At 53.8% G+C, this 14,179-nt stretch carries 13 protein-coding genes; 6 read left to right on the top strand and 7 right to left on the bottom strand.

All coding sequences use genetic code 11. From position 1 onward, the window contains the following. The first annotated feature begins 8 nt into the window (after nucleotides 1–8). The 3 genes from QET93_RS06760 to QET93_RS06750 are packed head-to-tail and all read left to right on the top strand — an operon-like array spanning nucleotide 9 to nucleotide 2,636. Complete coding sequence (locus QET93_RS06760; RefSeq protein ID WP_280132921.1) at nucleotides 9–1,196, top strand: tetratricopeptide repeat protein; 1,188 nt, start codon at nucleotides 9–11, stop codon at nucleotides 1,194–1,196. A 59-nt stretch (nucleotides 1,197–1,255) separates the two neighbouring features. Next, entirely contained in the window at nucleotides 1,256–1,642 is a 387-nt protein-coding gene (locus QET93_RS06755) for a hypothetical protein (protein ID WP_280132922.1), read from the top strand. Nucleotides 1,643–1,655: 13 nt separating this feature from the next. Beyond that, complete coding sequence (locus tag QET93_RS06750) at nucleotides 1,656–2,636, top strand: tetratricopeptide repeat protein (protein WP_280132923.1); 981 nt, start codon at nucleotides 1,656–1,658, stop codon at nucleotides 2,634–2,636. 5 nt (nucleotides 2,637–2,641) lie between these two features. Here QET93_RS06750 and QET93_RS06745 read toward each other — a convergent pair whose 3' ends face one another. The 4 genes from QET93_RS06745 to QET93_RS06730 all read right to left on the bottom strand — a co-directional run bounded on the left by QET93_RS06745 (nucleotide 2,642) and on the right by QET93_RS06730 (nucleotide 6,195). Beyond that, complete coding sequence (locus tag QET93_RS06745; RefSeq protein WP_280132924.1) at nucleotides 2,642–3,235, bottom strand: hypothetical protein; 594 nt, start codon at nucleotides 3,233–3,235, stop codon at nucleotides 2,642–2,644. A gap of 88 nt (nucleotides 3,236–3,323) precedes the next feature. Further along, the gene (locus QET93_RS06740; RefSeq protein WP_280132925.1) at nucleotides 3,324–4,127 is read right to left on the bottom strand and encodes a DUF2971 domain-containing protein; all 804 of its coding nucleotides are present in this window, start codon (nucleotides 4,125–4,127) and stop codon (nucleotides 3,324–3,326) included. A gap of 51 nt (nucleotides 4,128–4,178) precedes the next feature. Beyond that, complete coding sequence (locus tag QET93_RS06735) at nucleotides 4,179–5,081, bottom strand: hypothetical protein (RefSeq protein WP_322190164.1); 903 nt, start codon at nucleotides 5,079–5,081, stop codon at nucleotides 4,179–4,181. Nucleotides 5,082–5,148: 67 nt separating this feature from the next. After that, nucleotides 5,149–6,195, bottom strand: coding sequence for a glycosyltransferase (locus QET93_RS06730; RefSeq protein WP_280132928.1), 1,047 nt, complete (start codon nucleotides 6,193–6,195; stop codon nucleotides 5,149–5,151). A gap of 280 nt (nucleotides 6,196–6,475) precedes the next feature. Here QET93_RS06730 and pheA point away from each other — a divergent pair, with 280 nt between their 5' ends. Next, the gene (gene pheA / locus QET93_RS06725) at nucleotides 6,476–7,549 is read left to right on the top strand and encodes a prephenate dehydratase (protein ID WP_322190163.1); all 1,074 of its coding nucleotides are present in this window, start codon (nucleotides 6,476–6,478) and stop codon (nucleotides 7,547–7,549) included. Nucleotides 7,550–7,581: 32 nt separating this feature from the next. Then, on the top strand, nucleotides 7,582–9,051 hold the full coding sequence (locus QET93_RS06720; RefSeq protein ID WP_280132929.1) for an alpha-L-fucosidase: 1,470 nt from the start codon (nucleotides 7,582–7,584) through the stop codon (nucleotides 9,049–9,051). Nucleotides 9,052–9,077: 26 nt separating this feature from the next. On the opposite strand, the gene QET93_RS06715 is transcribed toward QET93_RS06720, so the two are convergent. The 3 genes from QET93_RS06715 to QET93_RS06705 form a co-directional block, all read right to left on the bottom strand. Next, nucleotides 9,078–9,767 (bottom strand): SDR family oxidoreductase, encoded by a 690-nt coding sequence (locus QET93_RS06715; protein WP_280132930.1) that lies wholly within the window; start codon nucleotides 9,765–9,767, stop codon nucleotides 9,078–9,080. A gap of 13 nt (nucleotides 9,768–9,780) precedes the next feature. Further along, a complete protein-coding gene (gene ispG, locus QET93_RS06710) occupies nucleotides 9,781–11,547 on the bottom strand; it encodes a (E)-4-hydroxy-3-methylbut-2-enyl-diphosphate synthase (RefSeq protein WP_280126447.1) in 1,767 nt (588 codons plus the stop codon). A gap of 134 nt (nucleotides 11,548–11,681) precedes the next feature. Then, nucleotides 11,682–12,638: a hypothetical protein gene (locus tag QET93_RS06705; protein ID WP_280132931.1), complete on the bottom strand. Its 957-nt coding sequence runs from the start codon at nucleotides 12,636–12,638 to the stop codon at nucleotides 11,682–11,684. A 147-nt stretch (nucleotides 12,639–12,785) separates the two neighbouring features. On the opposite strand from QET93_RS06705, the gene QET93_RS06700 reads away from it, so the two are divergent. Continuing rightward, complete coding sequence (locus QET93_RS06700; protein WP_280132932.1) at nucleotides 12,786–14,177, top strand: DUF4424 family protein; 1,392 nt, start codon at nucleotides 12,786–12,788, stop codon at nucleotides 14,175–14,177. The last annotated feature ends 2 nt before the right edge of the window (nucleotides 14,178–14,179 follow it).

Here is a 14,179-nt window from a genome sequence, read left to right as displayed (position 1 = left end):
TAAAAACAATGAAACAAATGACATTAAAAACTACATCAGGCCTGTCTTTGCCCGCAGTCAAAGACAGGTCGTCAAGAGGCGCTCTCTGGCGTTTTCCTGCCCGGGTGCCTCTCCTCCTGCTCGTCACGGGGCTGTTCCTCCAAATGCCTTCCGTATGGGCCCAGCAACAGGAAACTCCTGGAAAAGCAGCAATTCCGCAGGAATCGCCGTTTGGGACGTATGGCAGTTTTGAGAAGCTCTTGCAGGCGGCTCAAGGAGGCGATGCGGATGCGCAGGTCAAAGTGGGCCTCTGTTACGGAAAAGGTATTGGAGTTACACAGGATTATGAAAAAGCGTTTACCTGGGTAATGAAGTCGGCGGAACAGGGAAATGCTTTGGGAGCATATCTTGTTGCGGATTGCTACATGCAAGGAAAAGGTGTAGAACAAAATATTCCTCAAGCTATGGAATGGTTTACAAAAGCGGCTAATCAGGGAATTGCAATAGCCCAGTACAACTTGGGGGCTATTTATTTGAAGGGATTGTTTGACATACCCAAAGATGAGAAGAAAGCGTTCTTTTGGACTGAGAAAGCAGCTAATCAGGGAGACAAAGAAGCGCAATATAATCTTGGGATTTCTTATTGTAATGGATTAGGCGTTCCGAAGAATCTGGAAAAAGCGTTCTATTGGTTTGAGAAAGCGGCGGAACAAGGAGAACCAAATGCTCAAGCCAGTTTGGGATTGCTCTACATAAATGATGATAAGGATGTATCTTCTGTTTTTACACAAGCATCTAAATATTATTGGGCTCAACAAGAAGCCGGAAAAGAAGAATTAGATGCCTTGAGCAGTCCTTTCCCCGATAAGGAAACGCAGCGTAAATTTGAAAAAATGATGCACTGGATGGGAAAAGCGGCGGAACAAGGGAATTCTTTTTCTCAACGGGAATTAGGTTTTATTTATGCTTATGGAATCGGTGGCATCAAAAAAGATCTGAAACGGGGTATAGAATTTCTGAAAAAGTCGGCGGAAGGAGGTGATGCGGAAGCTCAATACATAATAGGGATACATTACGCAGGTATGACAAGTTATCTCGGTACTGTGTCTCAAAACATTCCTAAAGCACGGGAATGGCTTCAAAAGTCGGCGGAACAGGGGCATGAGAGAGCCCGGGAAGCACTCAAACAACTAACGGAAGCAAAAGCTTCTTCCTGAGAAACCTATTTCCAATACCCGGTCAATTCCGGAATGCCGCTGGTTATGTCGCTTCCCTTGTGGTTGGCCCGAACGAGCATCGGCTTGGCGGCCAGGATCAAGTCGCCTCGCCGGACAAGGGGAGCCCAGATGCGGTCGTCCTCGCCTCCCTTACGGGTATGTTGACAGCCTCCTTCACGGGCACAACGCCTGAGCTTGTAGCCGGAAAGGGCGGATCTTTCACAGTCAGTACATCATATCCAACCCAGGAAGGTAAGGACCCCGTCTCGTTTTCGGACGGCACTGTTTCCAATCCAGGCAACAAATTCAGCGGCTCCGGCACAATTGGAGTAGAAGGGGCTATTCCTACAGGTGCACATTCGGCTCTATACGGACAGGGTTCGATTTCGCTGGGACCTACCGGAGCATCTGTTTCTGCTCAAATCGGATGGAAATTGAATTTTTAACCCGTATAAAATAATGAAACAAATGACATTAAAAACAACATCGGACCTGTCTTTGGCGATAGCTAAGGACAGGTTTTCAAGAGGCACCCTCTGGCGTTTTCCTGCCCGGGTGCCTCTCCTTCTACTCGTCACGGGGCTGTGTCTTCAAATGCCTGCCGTATGGGCCCAGCAACAGGAAACTCCTGGAAAAGCAGCAATTCCGCAGGAATCGCCGTTTGGGACATATGGCAGTTTTGAGAAGCTCTTACAGGCTGCCCAAGGAGGCGATGCGGATGCGCAGGTCAAAGTGAGTCTCTGTTACGGAAAAGGTATTGGAGTTACGCAGGATTACGAAAAAGCGTTTACTTGGGCCATGAAAGCTGCCGAACAGGAAAACGCCGGGGGAGCATCTATTGTTGCTGGTTGTTACCTGCAAGGGAAAGGTGTAGAACAAAATATTCCTCAAGCTATTGAATGGGTCACAAAAGCGGCCAATCGAGGAGATGTAATGGCGCAATATAACTTGGCAGCCACCTATTATGAGGGATTATATGGCATACCCAAGGATGAGGAAAAAGCGTTCTTTTGGGCTGAGAAAGCAGCCAATCAGGGAGATAGAGAAGCACAATGTCTTCTTGGCGTTTGTTATTTGACGGGAAAGGGCGTTACCAAAAACTTAGAGAAATCTGCCTATTGGTCTCAAAAAGCATCTGACCAAGGCGCTCCAGCCGCCCAACGTAACATGGGAATCTTTTATGCTATGGGGTTGGGAGGCTTGAAAAAAGATGTCAACAAGGCACTGGAATTATGGAAAAAAGCAGCGGAAGCTGGTGACAGTGAAGCGCAATATGCATTGGGATCATGTTATGCTGGGGATGTAGAATATTATGATCCGGATAAAATTTATCAAAACATGCCGGAAGCAAAAAAATGGCTTCAAAAAGCGGCGGATCAGGGACATGAAAGAGCTAAAGAAACCTTGGAACGTCTCTTCCACATAAAAGCTTCTTCCTGAGAAACCTATTTCCAATACCCGGTCAATTCCGGAATGCCGCTGGTTATGTCGCTTCCCTTGTGGTTGGTCCGGACGAGCATCGGCTTGGCGGCCAGGATCAGGTCGCCTCGCCGGGCAAGGGGAGCCCAGATGCGGTCGTCCTCGCCTCCCCAGGAGGAGAGGAAATTTTCCATCGCCTCCGCGTACGCCGGGCGCACGGCAAAGGCGGCCATGCTGCGCAAATCTCCCGTGACTTCCTTCCATTCCCCGCAATCAAGGACGGCGCTCCCCTCGTAATGCAGCATCGCGGCTCCAGCGGTGGCTGGCGCCTTGCTGAGGAGATCCCGCAGCTTCACGTCAAACTCCGGCATCACCCGCGCGTCGTCCTGGAGGATGACCACCCATTCCTCCTCGCAGCATGCGGCCCACGCCAGCGCATTCCGCATGGCCCGCTTGCAGCCCACCGCGCGGCGGATGTAGTCCGGGTCCGTCTTCAGTCGCGGAATGCGGTAGGCCTCCAGGTTGCTGTACTCCTCCGGCGCGGCTTCTTCCACGGCTTCCAGGCGCACGCCGTCCACCCACTCCCAGGCCAGCCCCTGTTCCAGGAGCCGGGCGCTCATGGCCTCCCTCTTCGGGGAGCCGGGCAAACTTACGACGAGTATCTTGTACATGGCATCCGCTCTTTTGCTGTTGTCTCAATCCCCGGCTCTAGGGGTTTCCCGGGGCCTTGTCGATCCCGGGAACGAGAACGTCAAATGTCTTTTCGGAATACTGGGCCTGGTACACCTGGATAGGTCCGTCCCCGTCCTTCCGGAAAAGTTCGACAATCTTTTCAACGCTTTCCGCGTCCTTCTGGCATTTGATTCCCAGGATAATCCCCGTCAAATACTTGTGGAAGCAATCTACGAAATAGTCCTCCTCCTTCCTAACATCCTTCTCTGGCAAGGAGACGAGTATCCGCAGTTCTTCCTCATAGTGCCAAGACTTATCTTTTGTTAAGAGACATTTATCTACATCACACATCAGGCGGTCACCCATCATGCTGGTTCCGAACATGCCATACTCAAATTTTTGGCGCTCTTTCTTATATTTCATATTAAACAGCACACAATAATAGAGATGGGTTTTATCCCGCTTTCTCCAGCTAAACGAAATAAGCGAGTCTTCTTTCAGTTCAATATCCAGAATATAATAGGAGTACTCGTCTTCAACGTTTAGCTGGCGCAGGGGGAAGGTAAACTCCAGGCATACCCCCTTGTGCTTGTCGCCGTAGTGCGCCCACATCGCTCCGGAATTGTAAAGGGAGGAAAAGCAGATAAACGCCATCTCATACTCTTTCGACCATTTTTCCCCTTCCGGTCCGGCGGGCATGAACTCATAGGGATCGTTGCACTCGTCGATGGTGCGCACCTTCAGGGCTCCTCCGGCCAATACCTTGAGCATGTTCTCATACGTCATGTAGATATAGGCCTTGATCTCCTTGGGCTCCGTACCGTCAGAACTCTTTTCCATCCCGCCTTTTTATCTTTTTTTGGAAGTGCTGTCACGTCCGGAATTGCCTTCTCATTCCAGCGCTCCTTCGTCCGGAGGCGGCAGTTCCCAGAGCGAGCGGGAACCATCCAGCCTCGCCAGGGTCACGGAGGGGCCTTGGAAGTTTTCTCCCTTCCATTCCAGTTCCATCGGGTCCCACCGCTTCCAGGCCAATGTCAGCGTGTCCCGGGTCTCCCCGCCGAGTTTCCACCATCCGAAGTCCGGGGAGGACGCCCTCCGGAACACCCCCTCCCGGTAAAAGAGGAAGGAGTCGTCCCAGTGGGGGTGGATGCCGCGGTACACGGCGGCGGGCGTACCGTGACGCAGCACGTCCATGGCGCGCAGCACGGAGGGGATGCACCAATGCGCCGTCACCGTGTCGTTGTCCGGCAGCGGGTAGCGCACGTTGGAGAGGAAGAGCCTCGGCGTCACCAGGTACTCCGCCCCGGTTTCAAGGGCCAGCTTCCCGAAGATGAGGTCTTCCGCCCCCGTGAGCGGCACGTCCGACCTGGCGGCAATTTCCTCCACCACCGCGCGGGAGAGGAAGTAGCCCGCCCCGCCGCTGGGGGCTTTCCGCTCGCCCAGCAGGGCATCCCCGATCAGGCCGTACCGGGAGTCCGCCAGTTCAGGCAGCCGGGAAAGGTCCAGGTACGTGTCGTCGTCGCACTTGAAAATCCAGTCGAAGTCGTAGTGCTCAAGTCCGTAGCGGAAGAAGGCCAGCACCTTGGCCGGAAGCCCGTTGTACGTGTCCGGGGCGTCCAGCCCTACGGTATCGCCCCGTTCCTCTTCCGCCGCTTCGCCGCCGATGAAGAACAGGCACTCCACGCCCTCCTGCGGGTGCCGGAGCCAGGAGTCCCGCACGGCATTGCGCCGTTCCTCCAGCCCCTGGCCGGAACAGATGCCCACCAGGATGGAAACTTTCTTCTTCTCGTTCATAAGCTCGTTTCGTGTCATTGAGGGGAACCCAAGGTTTCGGATGTAGGGACTCGCTGCCCTCCTGTCCCTATTCGGGCAGCTTCGCCATCGCGTCGAACACTTCCTCCCAACTGGCGGATGACGCTTCCAGCCCGCCGAGTTCCAGGCCGCGCTCCCGCGCCGCCTCCGCCATGTCGTCGCGCCAGTGCGGCTCGTATGCCATCCGGGAGGCGTAGTAGATAAAGTCCCTCTCATGGTCGCAGAGCCAGCCGGTCCTGCCGTGCTCCACCATCTGCCGCCACCCGCCCCGGTTATCGACAATCAGCACGCTGCCGGAGGCCATCGCCTCGAAGCCCACGCGCGGCCAGTTCTCCGTCGTGTCCGTGGGTTGCAGCACGATCTTGCAGTGCTTGTAAAACTCCTGCTGGGAGACTTCCGTCTGGTCCCGCGCCGTCCTGATCCAGTCGTAGGGCTTGCCGATCTTCTCCTCGCTCCGGTGGTCGAATCCCAGGAAGAGGCCGCGCTTGGGCACCGGGGAGACGAAGTATTCATAGATTTGCAGCGTGTTTCGGGCGAACTTGTCCGCGTCCTGGCGGGAAATCCGTCCGCACCCGAAATACTCGTCCGTCCTCTCCGTAATAAAGGGGAAGGCGTCGCTGTGGAAGTACGGCTTAAACGTCATGAACCGGACGGACGGGTCCGCGTTCAGCCCTTGCAGGAGGGGCATGTTCTTCTGCCTCACCTCCTCGTTCTGGTAAAGGAACATGGCAATCAGCCCTTCCTTCATCAATTCCTTCTCCTTGTCGAAGAGCCATGTCATGCAGTTCACAAAGACGGTGCGCTTCGTATGTTTCCGGATCTCCGGGATGGCGTCCAGAAACTCGCTGTTGCAGAACCCCATCACCGGGTCGCCCGGCTCCAGAGCCGTCCAGTCGTCCGCCGCGTGGATGACCACCCCCAGCCGCAGCAGTTCCACATAAAGGTCTTCCGGGTAGAAACCGTCCCCGGTCGGGATGAGGTGGACATCCATCCCCATCTTCCGCCACACGATCATCTGGTGGTGCAGCTCCGTCCCCGCCCCGCCGTAAAGCGACGGGAACCCATGCACGAAAATCCTTTTTAACGCCCTGCTCATGGTTGATCAGGCTCTCACCTTACCACATCCTCCACGCGCCGCCAAGAATCCTCTACATTTTCCCATTCATCTCAAAATTTAGCCCTTGCCAATTTCACGATTCATGGAGGTTTTCCTTCCCGTTTCCAAGGAAGAGCACGAATCAGTGCCATCATGTCCCGGCAAAGCCCGATTCCTCTTGATTACCCACAGGCTCTTTTTATACTCTGCGGCAGTTCCTCCCGGGGAGCCAGCCTCAGACGTCAATCTGCCAATTTCACACATCATCAGTCAGTTTTCCATGGATCTCTCCGAGTTACGCAACAGCATCGACGGCATTGATGCCCAAATTGTCAACCTGCTGAAAAACAGATACGAATTCGTACGCCAGGTCGGCGAATACAAAAAGGCCCGCAACGCCCCGATTTCCGTACCGGAAAGAGAAGCGTTGCTCATGCAGAAACTGGAGAAACTCAACAACGGCGTCCTCCCCAAGGAAGCGCTTTATTCCATCTACAGGGAAATCATCTCCTGCGGCCTCCTGCTTGAAGGCAATATCCGCGTCGCCTATCTGGGGCCTCCCGGTACATGGTCCCACCAGGCGGCTCTCAAACAATTCGGTCATAGCGTAGAACTGATACCGGAACCGAACTTTGCCGATATATTTGACGCAGTCAGCCGAGGCAAGGCCAATTACGGAGTCGTCCCGGTGGAAAACTCCACAGAGGGTGCCGTCACAGCCGTCATGGATCTTTTCGTCCAATCTCCACTCAAAATCTGTTCGCAAATTCACCTACGCATCCGCAACGGTCTCATTTCCTCAGCGCCGAAAGACAGGATCACCACCATCTATTCCCACCCCCAGATCCTCGGGCAAACACGCAACTGGCTGCACCGCCACTACCCGGAAGCCGACATTGTCGCCACCACTTCGTCCACCAAGGCTGCCCAAATTGCCAAGGAACATGCCGGGGACGGAGCAGCAGCCCTTGCCAGCCCTCTTTGTGCGGAACTTTTCGGACTCGAACTGCTGGCGGAGGATATTCAGGACAACTGCAATAACACGACGCGCTTCGCCATCATCGGCAAGCAGGAGACCCAGCCCACCGGTAATGACCGGACATCCATTCTCTTCCAGATCAATCACAAGCCGGGGACGCTCGTCAAGGTTCTCGACATTTTCCGCCGCTACAACATCGATCTGACGCGCATCGAATCCCGTCCATCCAAGGTCGTCAACTGGGAATACGTCTTCCATGTCGATATTGTCGGTCATTCCCGGGAAGAGCCCCTTCTGAGCGCGCTGAAAGAAGTGGAACAGAACTGTTCCATCCTCAAAACCATCGGCAGCTATCCCAACGTGGATACCATATAAACCGCCTTCCATCATCTCCCTCCCCCTTTCCCATGAAATGCCGCCCGCATCCATCCGCCCCCGCTCTCCTGGCACTCTTGTTCTGTGCGATGCTGCCGGGCATTGCTGACGATACGCCAGTCCAAAAAGACAAAGCAACTCCCGTACCAGCCGTACAACAAGCAGCCCCGGATCCTCGGAAATCCGACGACCAGCACGCCGCCTATACGGAATCCGAAGAAGAACGCAATGCCCGCATGAAATGGTGGCGCGATGCCAAGTTCGGCATGTTCATCCACTGGGGACTTTACTCCGGACTGGCCGGAGACTGGAAGGGCAAGCCCATGGGATCGGAATGGATCCAGAAGAACGCAGAACTGGACACCGACACCTACGCAGCGGAAGCTCTGCCTCTTTTCCAACCCAAAGAGAATTTCGCCCAAGAATGGGCCGAACTCGCCGAAGCGGCCGGCTGCCGCTATGCCGTCATGACGACCAAACACCACGACGGCTTCGCCCTCTTCAAGAGTGACGTCTCCGACTTCGATGCCTTCGACCACAAGAGCGGACGAGACCTCGTCAAAGAATATGCCGATGCCTTCCGTGCCAAAAACATCCGTATCGGCCTTTACCATTCCGTCATCGACTGGCACCACCCTTCCTACGACTACACAATCTGTCCCGACCTGTGCTATCCCAAGCAGCAGGCCGCCATGCTGGAATCCAAACAAATTCCCCGGGATCAGGAGGCTTACAAGAAATACCTCCAGGCCCAAGTCAAAGAGCTCCTCTCCAATTACGGCAAAGTCGATGTCATCTGGTGGGACTACTCCCAGGGAGACATGCAAGGGAAAACGGGATGGAACGCTCCGGAACTCATCAAGATGGCCCGCAAGCTCCAACCCGGCATCATCATGAACAACCGCCTCTACTCGTTCACCGGCCTCGGACTGACCAAACTCGACGGGCTTGACCTGCGCTGCGGAGATTTCACAACTCCAGAAAAGAGTATCCCTACGGAAGGCTATTCCGGAATCGACTGGGAAGCGTGCATGACTATCGGCGACAAATGGGGATACAACCGCCATGATACCAATATCAAGAGCAAAGACGAACTCGTTCTAAAGCTAGCCGAATGTACTGTCAAAGGGGGTAATCTCCTGTTGAATGTCAACCCTCAGGCGGACGGCACTATCCCCATGGCCATTTCCCTGGCCATGAAAGGAGTCGGATCCTGGTTGAGGATTCATGGTGAAGCCGTCTATGAAACGCGTCCGGTTTCCATTCCAGACCTCCCCGAAGGAGTTGCCGCCACGACCAAAGGCAAAAACACCTATCTGTTCATCATGCAGCCCTCCTCCCAGGAACGCAAGGAAGCCCTCGTCATCCCCATGCCCAAGGGATTTTCCAAAGCCGAATTCCTGGACGGCTCCCCTGCTCCGGATATTACGCCGGAAGGCATTATCCTGACTCCGGAAGCCCTGAAAGGCAAAACAGCCCCCGTGCTCAGGCTATCCAAATAACCCATGCAGCACACTTGGCAGGAGTTTTACAAAATCCGGCTATCCAGGGAAAAGACCTGTCCCGAGGTCAACGGCATGGATGCGTGCAGGAAATACAGAAACTCCGCCGCATGGGACGGAGTGTTGAAAGCGCCCAGCACATGTTTTTTCCGGGCTCTCTCAAACACATGATCCGGTAATCTCTCTGTCATCGGAGTCTCCATAAAACCGGGAAGCACCAGATTGACGCGGATACCGTCCCCACCCCATTCGCGGGCAAGAGATTTCATGAGGCCCACCAAAGCAGCCTTGGAAGCAGCATAAAGAGCCTGTCCGGCGCCCGGGTGCAAAGCAGTATAAGATCCGACAAGGACAATACTGCCCGGTTTCCGCACACGTTTCATGCCACGGGCGGCACTTGCGGCACACCAGGCAGCACCACGCAAATTCACATCCATGATTTCATCCCAGCGGGTCTCCGACTGGCGCATCAGCAACTGGTCTCCCGTTATTCCCGCATTGCAGATCACGCAATCGAAGGAACCATGCGAAGCCACAAACTCCTCTACTCCCACACAATCACGCACATCCAGTTCCATACGGGAAGGCGCCACAACACGCCAGCCGCGATCCCCAAAAAACTGCCGCACACACCGGGCCAGCCCTCCATTTCCCCCGCTAATCAACAAGGAAGGAGCATCATCCTGTTCCGGTGCAACCATGTCCGTGTTTCCCATAGAGAAATCCTCCTCAGGAAGCGGGATCCACCCAGCGTCCATGTTCCCGGATCAAATCGACCAGGCAGTCCACGGCTTCCTCCTGAGGAATGTTAAATCGGATCGGCTCCTTCTTCACATACAAATTGATCTTGCCGGGGGCACCGCCCACATAGCCGAAGTCGGCATCGGCCATCTCGCCCGGGCCATTGACAATGCACCCCATCACAGCGATTTTCACCCCCTTCAGATGTCCGGTTGCAGCCTTGATGCGCGCCGTAGCTTCCTGAATGTTGTACAAGGTTCTCCCGCAGGATGGACAGGACACATAGTCAGCTTTCGTCAGACGGGAACCGCTTGCCTGAAGAATATTGTAGGAAAGGAACAAAGCCGCATGGGGATCCTTTTCTCCCTGGACAAGCACCGCGTCCCCAATGCCGTCGCTCAACAAACTCCCGATAGCACGGGCGGCCTGCAACAAGGCCAACTCTCCGCCCGGTGAAGAATCCGGGGAAAGAGTATCCTTCAGCAAGATCGGATGACGCCCTTCAATCCGTGCCGCCAGCAGTCGGAAGGCATCGGCAACATCCATTGGGCAACCGTCCTTCACAGTCACCACGGTAGGTTCTGGCAGTTCCGTCAATTGTTCGACAGCTTCATCATCCAGAGGATCGACAGCAACGGGTTCCAGCCTGTCGAGATCCAGTTCCGGGATAAACTCACCCAAGGCATCGCGTTCGCGCGAAAGCACGTCAAAGGCCTCATGGGGCAGAGCTACCCGGACGGGATTGTCCCACCCGAGACGGACACCATAACACATTGCCAGCCCGGCCATGCGGCGTTCGTAGGCATAAGGATCGAACGGAGCGGGAGGTTCTGCGACAGGCAGTTCGGGAGAATCCGCCTTCACGGAGGGCTGGAACGGGGCTGCAAGAGCAAAAGCGACAGGGACTTCGCACACAGCGTCCTCCGTCAGGGAAACACGCAAGGTATCCCCAATGCCGTCCTGAAGCAGAGAACCGATGCCCACCGCACTCTTAATCCGTCCGTCTTCGCCGCCACCGGCCTCCGTCACGCCCAGGTGGATCGGATAATTCCAATCGTCCCCCATCTCGTACAGGCGTCGGACGAGCAAACGATAAGCCGCTATCATCACCTTTACGTTCGAGGATTTCATTGAAAAAACCAACTGATGATAGTCCAGGTCACGAGCAATACGCGCGAATTCCAAGGCGCTTTCCACCATCCCCTCCGGAGTATCGCCATAACGGTTCAGGATACGGTCGGACAACGAACCATGGTTGGAACCGATACGCATGGCACGACCGTGTTCCTTGCAAAACTGAACGAGCGGAGTAAACTCCTTCCGGACACGATCCAGCTCGGCTTCATACTCATCGTCCGTGTAGTCGCGAACTTCAAACTTCTTTTTATCGATAAAATTACCCGGATTGATCCTGATCTTCTCCACCCACTTAGCCGCTTCCATCGCAGCATCCGGTTTGAAATGAATATCCGCCACCAAAGGAGCCGAGCATCCGGCCCTTCTCAGTTCGCGGGAGATATGTTCCAGATTAGCGGCAAATACTTTAGTCTGGGCTGTCAGACGGATAATTTCACATCCGGCATCAGCCAATTGCAAGGCTTCGCGCACGCATGCCTCCGTATCCCGTGTGTCGGACGTCAGCATGGACTGGATGCGAATGGGATTCCCTCCTCCGATTCCGACATTTCCGACCATCACCTCGCGTGTAGTCCGGCGTTGGTACCTGTACAGGCTGGAACAATACGACTGTTGCATGCCCGTGATGATACATTCCGGGCCAGACATTTGCAAATGCCAAACGCAACACTTCCCGCCTGTCATGAAGAAAAAACGCCACCTTTCCCTTCCCAGAGAAGAGGGAAAGAGCAAGAGGAAACGAGAGAAGCTTCCTATTTCTTGATGTAGAAAATGTAGATTTTTTTGTCCTTCATCGCCGGTACAATCAACTGATTGCCATGGATGAGGAAATGGGAAATCCCCTTCATCGCCAGAGGAGCCACATTCGTTGTACGCCTGATCTTCAGATCCAAACGCTGGAGGGATTCCGGGAACCCTTCCTTGGAATTATCACTGAAATACAGCATCTTGCCATCACTGGCGACCGCTCCGTATTCTCCACGAAGTTTCTTGCCTGCCATGCCTTCCATCTCCGTCACGGTCCCGTAAGTAATATCGACGGCCAAAATGCGGCCAGACGGTTTCTCCTTTTTGTTGACGGTTTCCGTGGCATCTTCCACCACGTAGAGAATCTTGTTCTCCTTGTCCCAGAAAACGCCGCTGGGAGCATGGAGCGGTTCCTTCGTCACAATTTCCGCGAAAGTTTTGGAACGAATATCGCCAATGTAAATCTTATTCAGGTCACGGCTTGCCACAATCACGCGTCCATCGCCCAACGACGTAATGCCGTCGAGTTGCTTCATCGGCAAATCCAGGGAAACGCTGATCCCGCCATCAAGATCCGCATTCTTCTTATTGATGATATACACATTGTCCACATCACTGAGGCAGAGGTAGTCACCCTGAACGCAAATTCCCGTAGGACTGTTGTACAACCCCTTTTCGGTAATCATCTCCGGTTTGGCATTTTCATCGGCAAGATTGAGTTTTGCCACGCCACCGTCCTCATCCTTCTCTCCGGTTTTCGGTTCCTGCCCCACGACGGCAATGTAGAGAGTGTCGCCATCCAGAGCAATGCCACCGGGACAAAAGTCCAGATCGATCGCCCGAGGCTTGAAAGGAACCGGTTCCGGCACAGGGGCCTTCTGAGCATTACCGGGGATAGCCGCAAAAGCGGATGCACACAGCAACACGGAACAGGAAGTCAGGAGAATGGAACGCAGCGACATGATCTGTAAATTAATGCTGGAGAAAACATATTACAATTATTCTCCCATTTCAATCTCAAAGGAACGCAGTCCTGAGCTTCCATTCTCAAAATCATCTTCATTTTGTCTTGCTTCTTTCCTCAATTTCACATTAATCCGTAGATTAATATGTTGGAGAAACTTTTCCTCGGCCTCCTGTTGGCGGGGCTTTCGCTTGTTCCCTGTGCCTTGGGCAATGGGGGAGGCTACAACAGTCCGGAAGGAGGAGGGGGAGGCAATGTCCTGCCCTTCGAGCTCGAAGGAGTCAGCCAGGTTGCCATGGAAGAGGAAGACCTTGTCATCGAATTGTGGAACACTTACGCCGATATTCATGTCAAATACAAGCTCAGGAACACAACGAATGCCCCCGTCACCGTCCGTTTCGGCTTCCCAGTTGAAACCCAAGCAAATCCGGACGTACAATATATTTCTTCCATCTCCGACTCATCGAAACGCCCCTCGGACAATCCTGTCCTAGCTTACAAAGCCAGCCTGAACGGAAAAGAGCTGCCAAACGAATTGCAACTACAATCCGTCCCCCTTGAAGAAGATAAAACAGCCAATCTATCCATGTATGGCTGGATTGTTTCCACCATGGAACTGCAAGCACATGAACAAGCGGAATTGGTCATAGAAACCAAAATGAAGCACATCAAGGAGAGTGATTACAGCGTCAGCGAAAATATAACCGTCGTCCCTCGGAATATGGTGTATCGCCTCTCCACAGCCGCCGTCTGGAACGGGCCAATCAAACGGGGCAGCATCACCATCAGAGCTCGTTCAGTCGATACCGACGAAGTCGTCTTCAAATCCCCCGTCAATCGCTTCAAACGTTCCGGTCACAGTTGGATCTGGCAATTCGACAACCTCAAGCCCGGTTTGAAGGACGACATTATCATCCAGGTTCTTCCCGAGATGGGATCTCACTACCAAGGGGATGGTTTCAGTAACGACTGGGAACAAACGACCAACAGCGCTTACGTCTTCAACCGCTTGGGCAAATGGTACAAAGGCATGGACATTGGTTCATCCAAAATCACCGTCTCTTCCATGGCAAACAAAGCTGTGAAATTGAACAAGACCTTCAATTTCCTCTACAAACCAAACAACTCTCGAACATGGATCAGTGAACCTATGACTCCGGAACGAGAAGAATCTCTCACGATCACCCTTCCGGAACCCGCCCGTATCGGAGCCATCTCTCTCTATCCCGGAGTCCTTGGTCCAAACAATCAGGGCAATGGAAAACCAGCCGAACAAAATCGCAATTACGACAACATCGAAACCATGCAAGTCATTGTCAATGGTGGGACCTGGCAACGCCCCGTCAGGTTTGAATCCAGCGAGGAACCAATAGATCGCTGGATTTCCCTGAATGATTGTCCATTCAAAATCTCCTCCCTCAAACTTGTCATCAAATCCGTCTATCACAACCCAAAAGGCCTAAAGCAGACTGGCATTTCGAATCTGAAACTCTATCGCAAACTCTCACAAAAGCCCCATCTTCCCCCCTGCCGTTGACC

It is taken from the genome of Akkermansia sp. N21116, from assembly GCF_029854705.2.
Classification (GTDB): Bacteria; Verrucomicrobiota; Verrucomicrobiia; order Verrucomicrobiales; family Akkermansiaceae; genus Akkermansia.
Note: the sequence above shows the minus strand (reverse complement) of the source record. Positions and strands in the feature narration are given on the sequence as shown.

What these genes read in the sequence shown, in the direction of transcription:
- QET93_RS06760 (WP_280132921.1), top strand. Translation starts at nt 9, where the DNA reads ATGAAACAAATGACATTAAAAACTACATCAGGCCTGTCTTTGCCCGCA.
- QET93_RS06750 (WP_280132923.1), top strand. Translation starts at nt 1,656, where the DNA reads ATGAAACAAATGACATTAAAAACAACATCGGACCTGTCTTTGGCGATA.
- QET93_RS06745 (WP_280132924.1), bottom strand. Translation starts at nt 3,235, where the DNA reads ATGAGCGCCCGGCTCCTGGAACAGGGGCTGGCCTGGGAGTGGGTGGAC.
- QET93_RS06740 (WP_280132925.1), bottom strand. Translation starts at nt 4,127, where the DNA reads ATGGAAAAGAGTTCTGACGGTACGGAGCCCAAGGAGATCAAGGCCTAT.
- QET93_RS06735 (WP_322190164.1), bottom strand. Translation starts at nt 5,081, where the DNA reads ATGAACGAGAAGAAGAAAGTTTCCATCCTGGTGGGCATCTGTTCCGGC.
- QET93_RS06730 (WP_280132928.1), bottom strand. Translation starts at nt 6,195, where the DNA reads ATGAGCAGGGCGTTAAAAAGGATTTTCGTGCATGGGTTCCCGTCGCTT.
- pheA (WP_322190163.1), top strand. Translation starts at nt 6,476, where the DNA reads ATGGATCTCTCCGAGTTACGCAACAGCATCGACGGCATTGATGCCCAA.
- QET93_RS06720 (WP_280132929.1), top strand. Translation starts at nt 7,582, where the DNA reads ATGAAATGCCGCCCGCATCCATCCGCCCCCGCTCTCCTGGCACTCTTG.
- QET93_RS06715 (WP_280132930.1), bottom strand. Translation starts at nt 9,767, where the DNA reads ATGGGAAACACGGACATGGTTGCACCGGAACAGGATGATGCTCCTTCC.
- ispG (WP_280126447.1), bottom strand. Translation starts at nt 11,547, where the DNA reads ATGCAACAGTCGTATTGTTCCAGCCTGTACAGGTACCAACGCCGGACT.
- QET93_RS06705 (WP_280132931.1), bottom strand. Translation starts at nt 12,638, where the DNA reads ATGTCGCTGCGTTCCATTCTCCTGACTTCCTGTTCCGTGTTGCTGTGT.
- QET93_RS06700 (WP_280132932.1), top strand. Translation starts at nt 12,786, where the DNA reads ATGTTGGAGAAACTTTTCCTCGGCCTCCTGTTGGCGGGGCTTTCGCTT.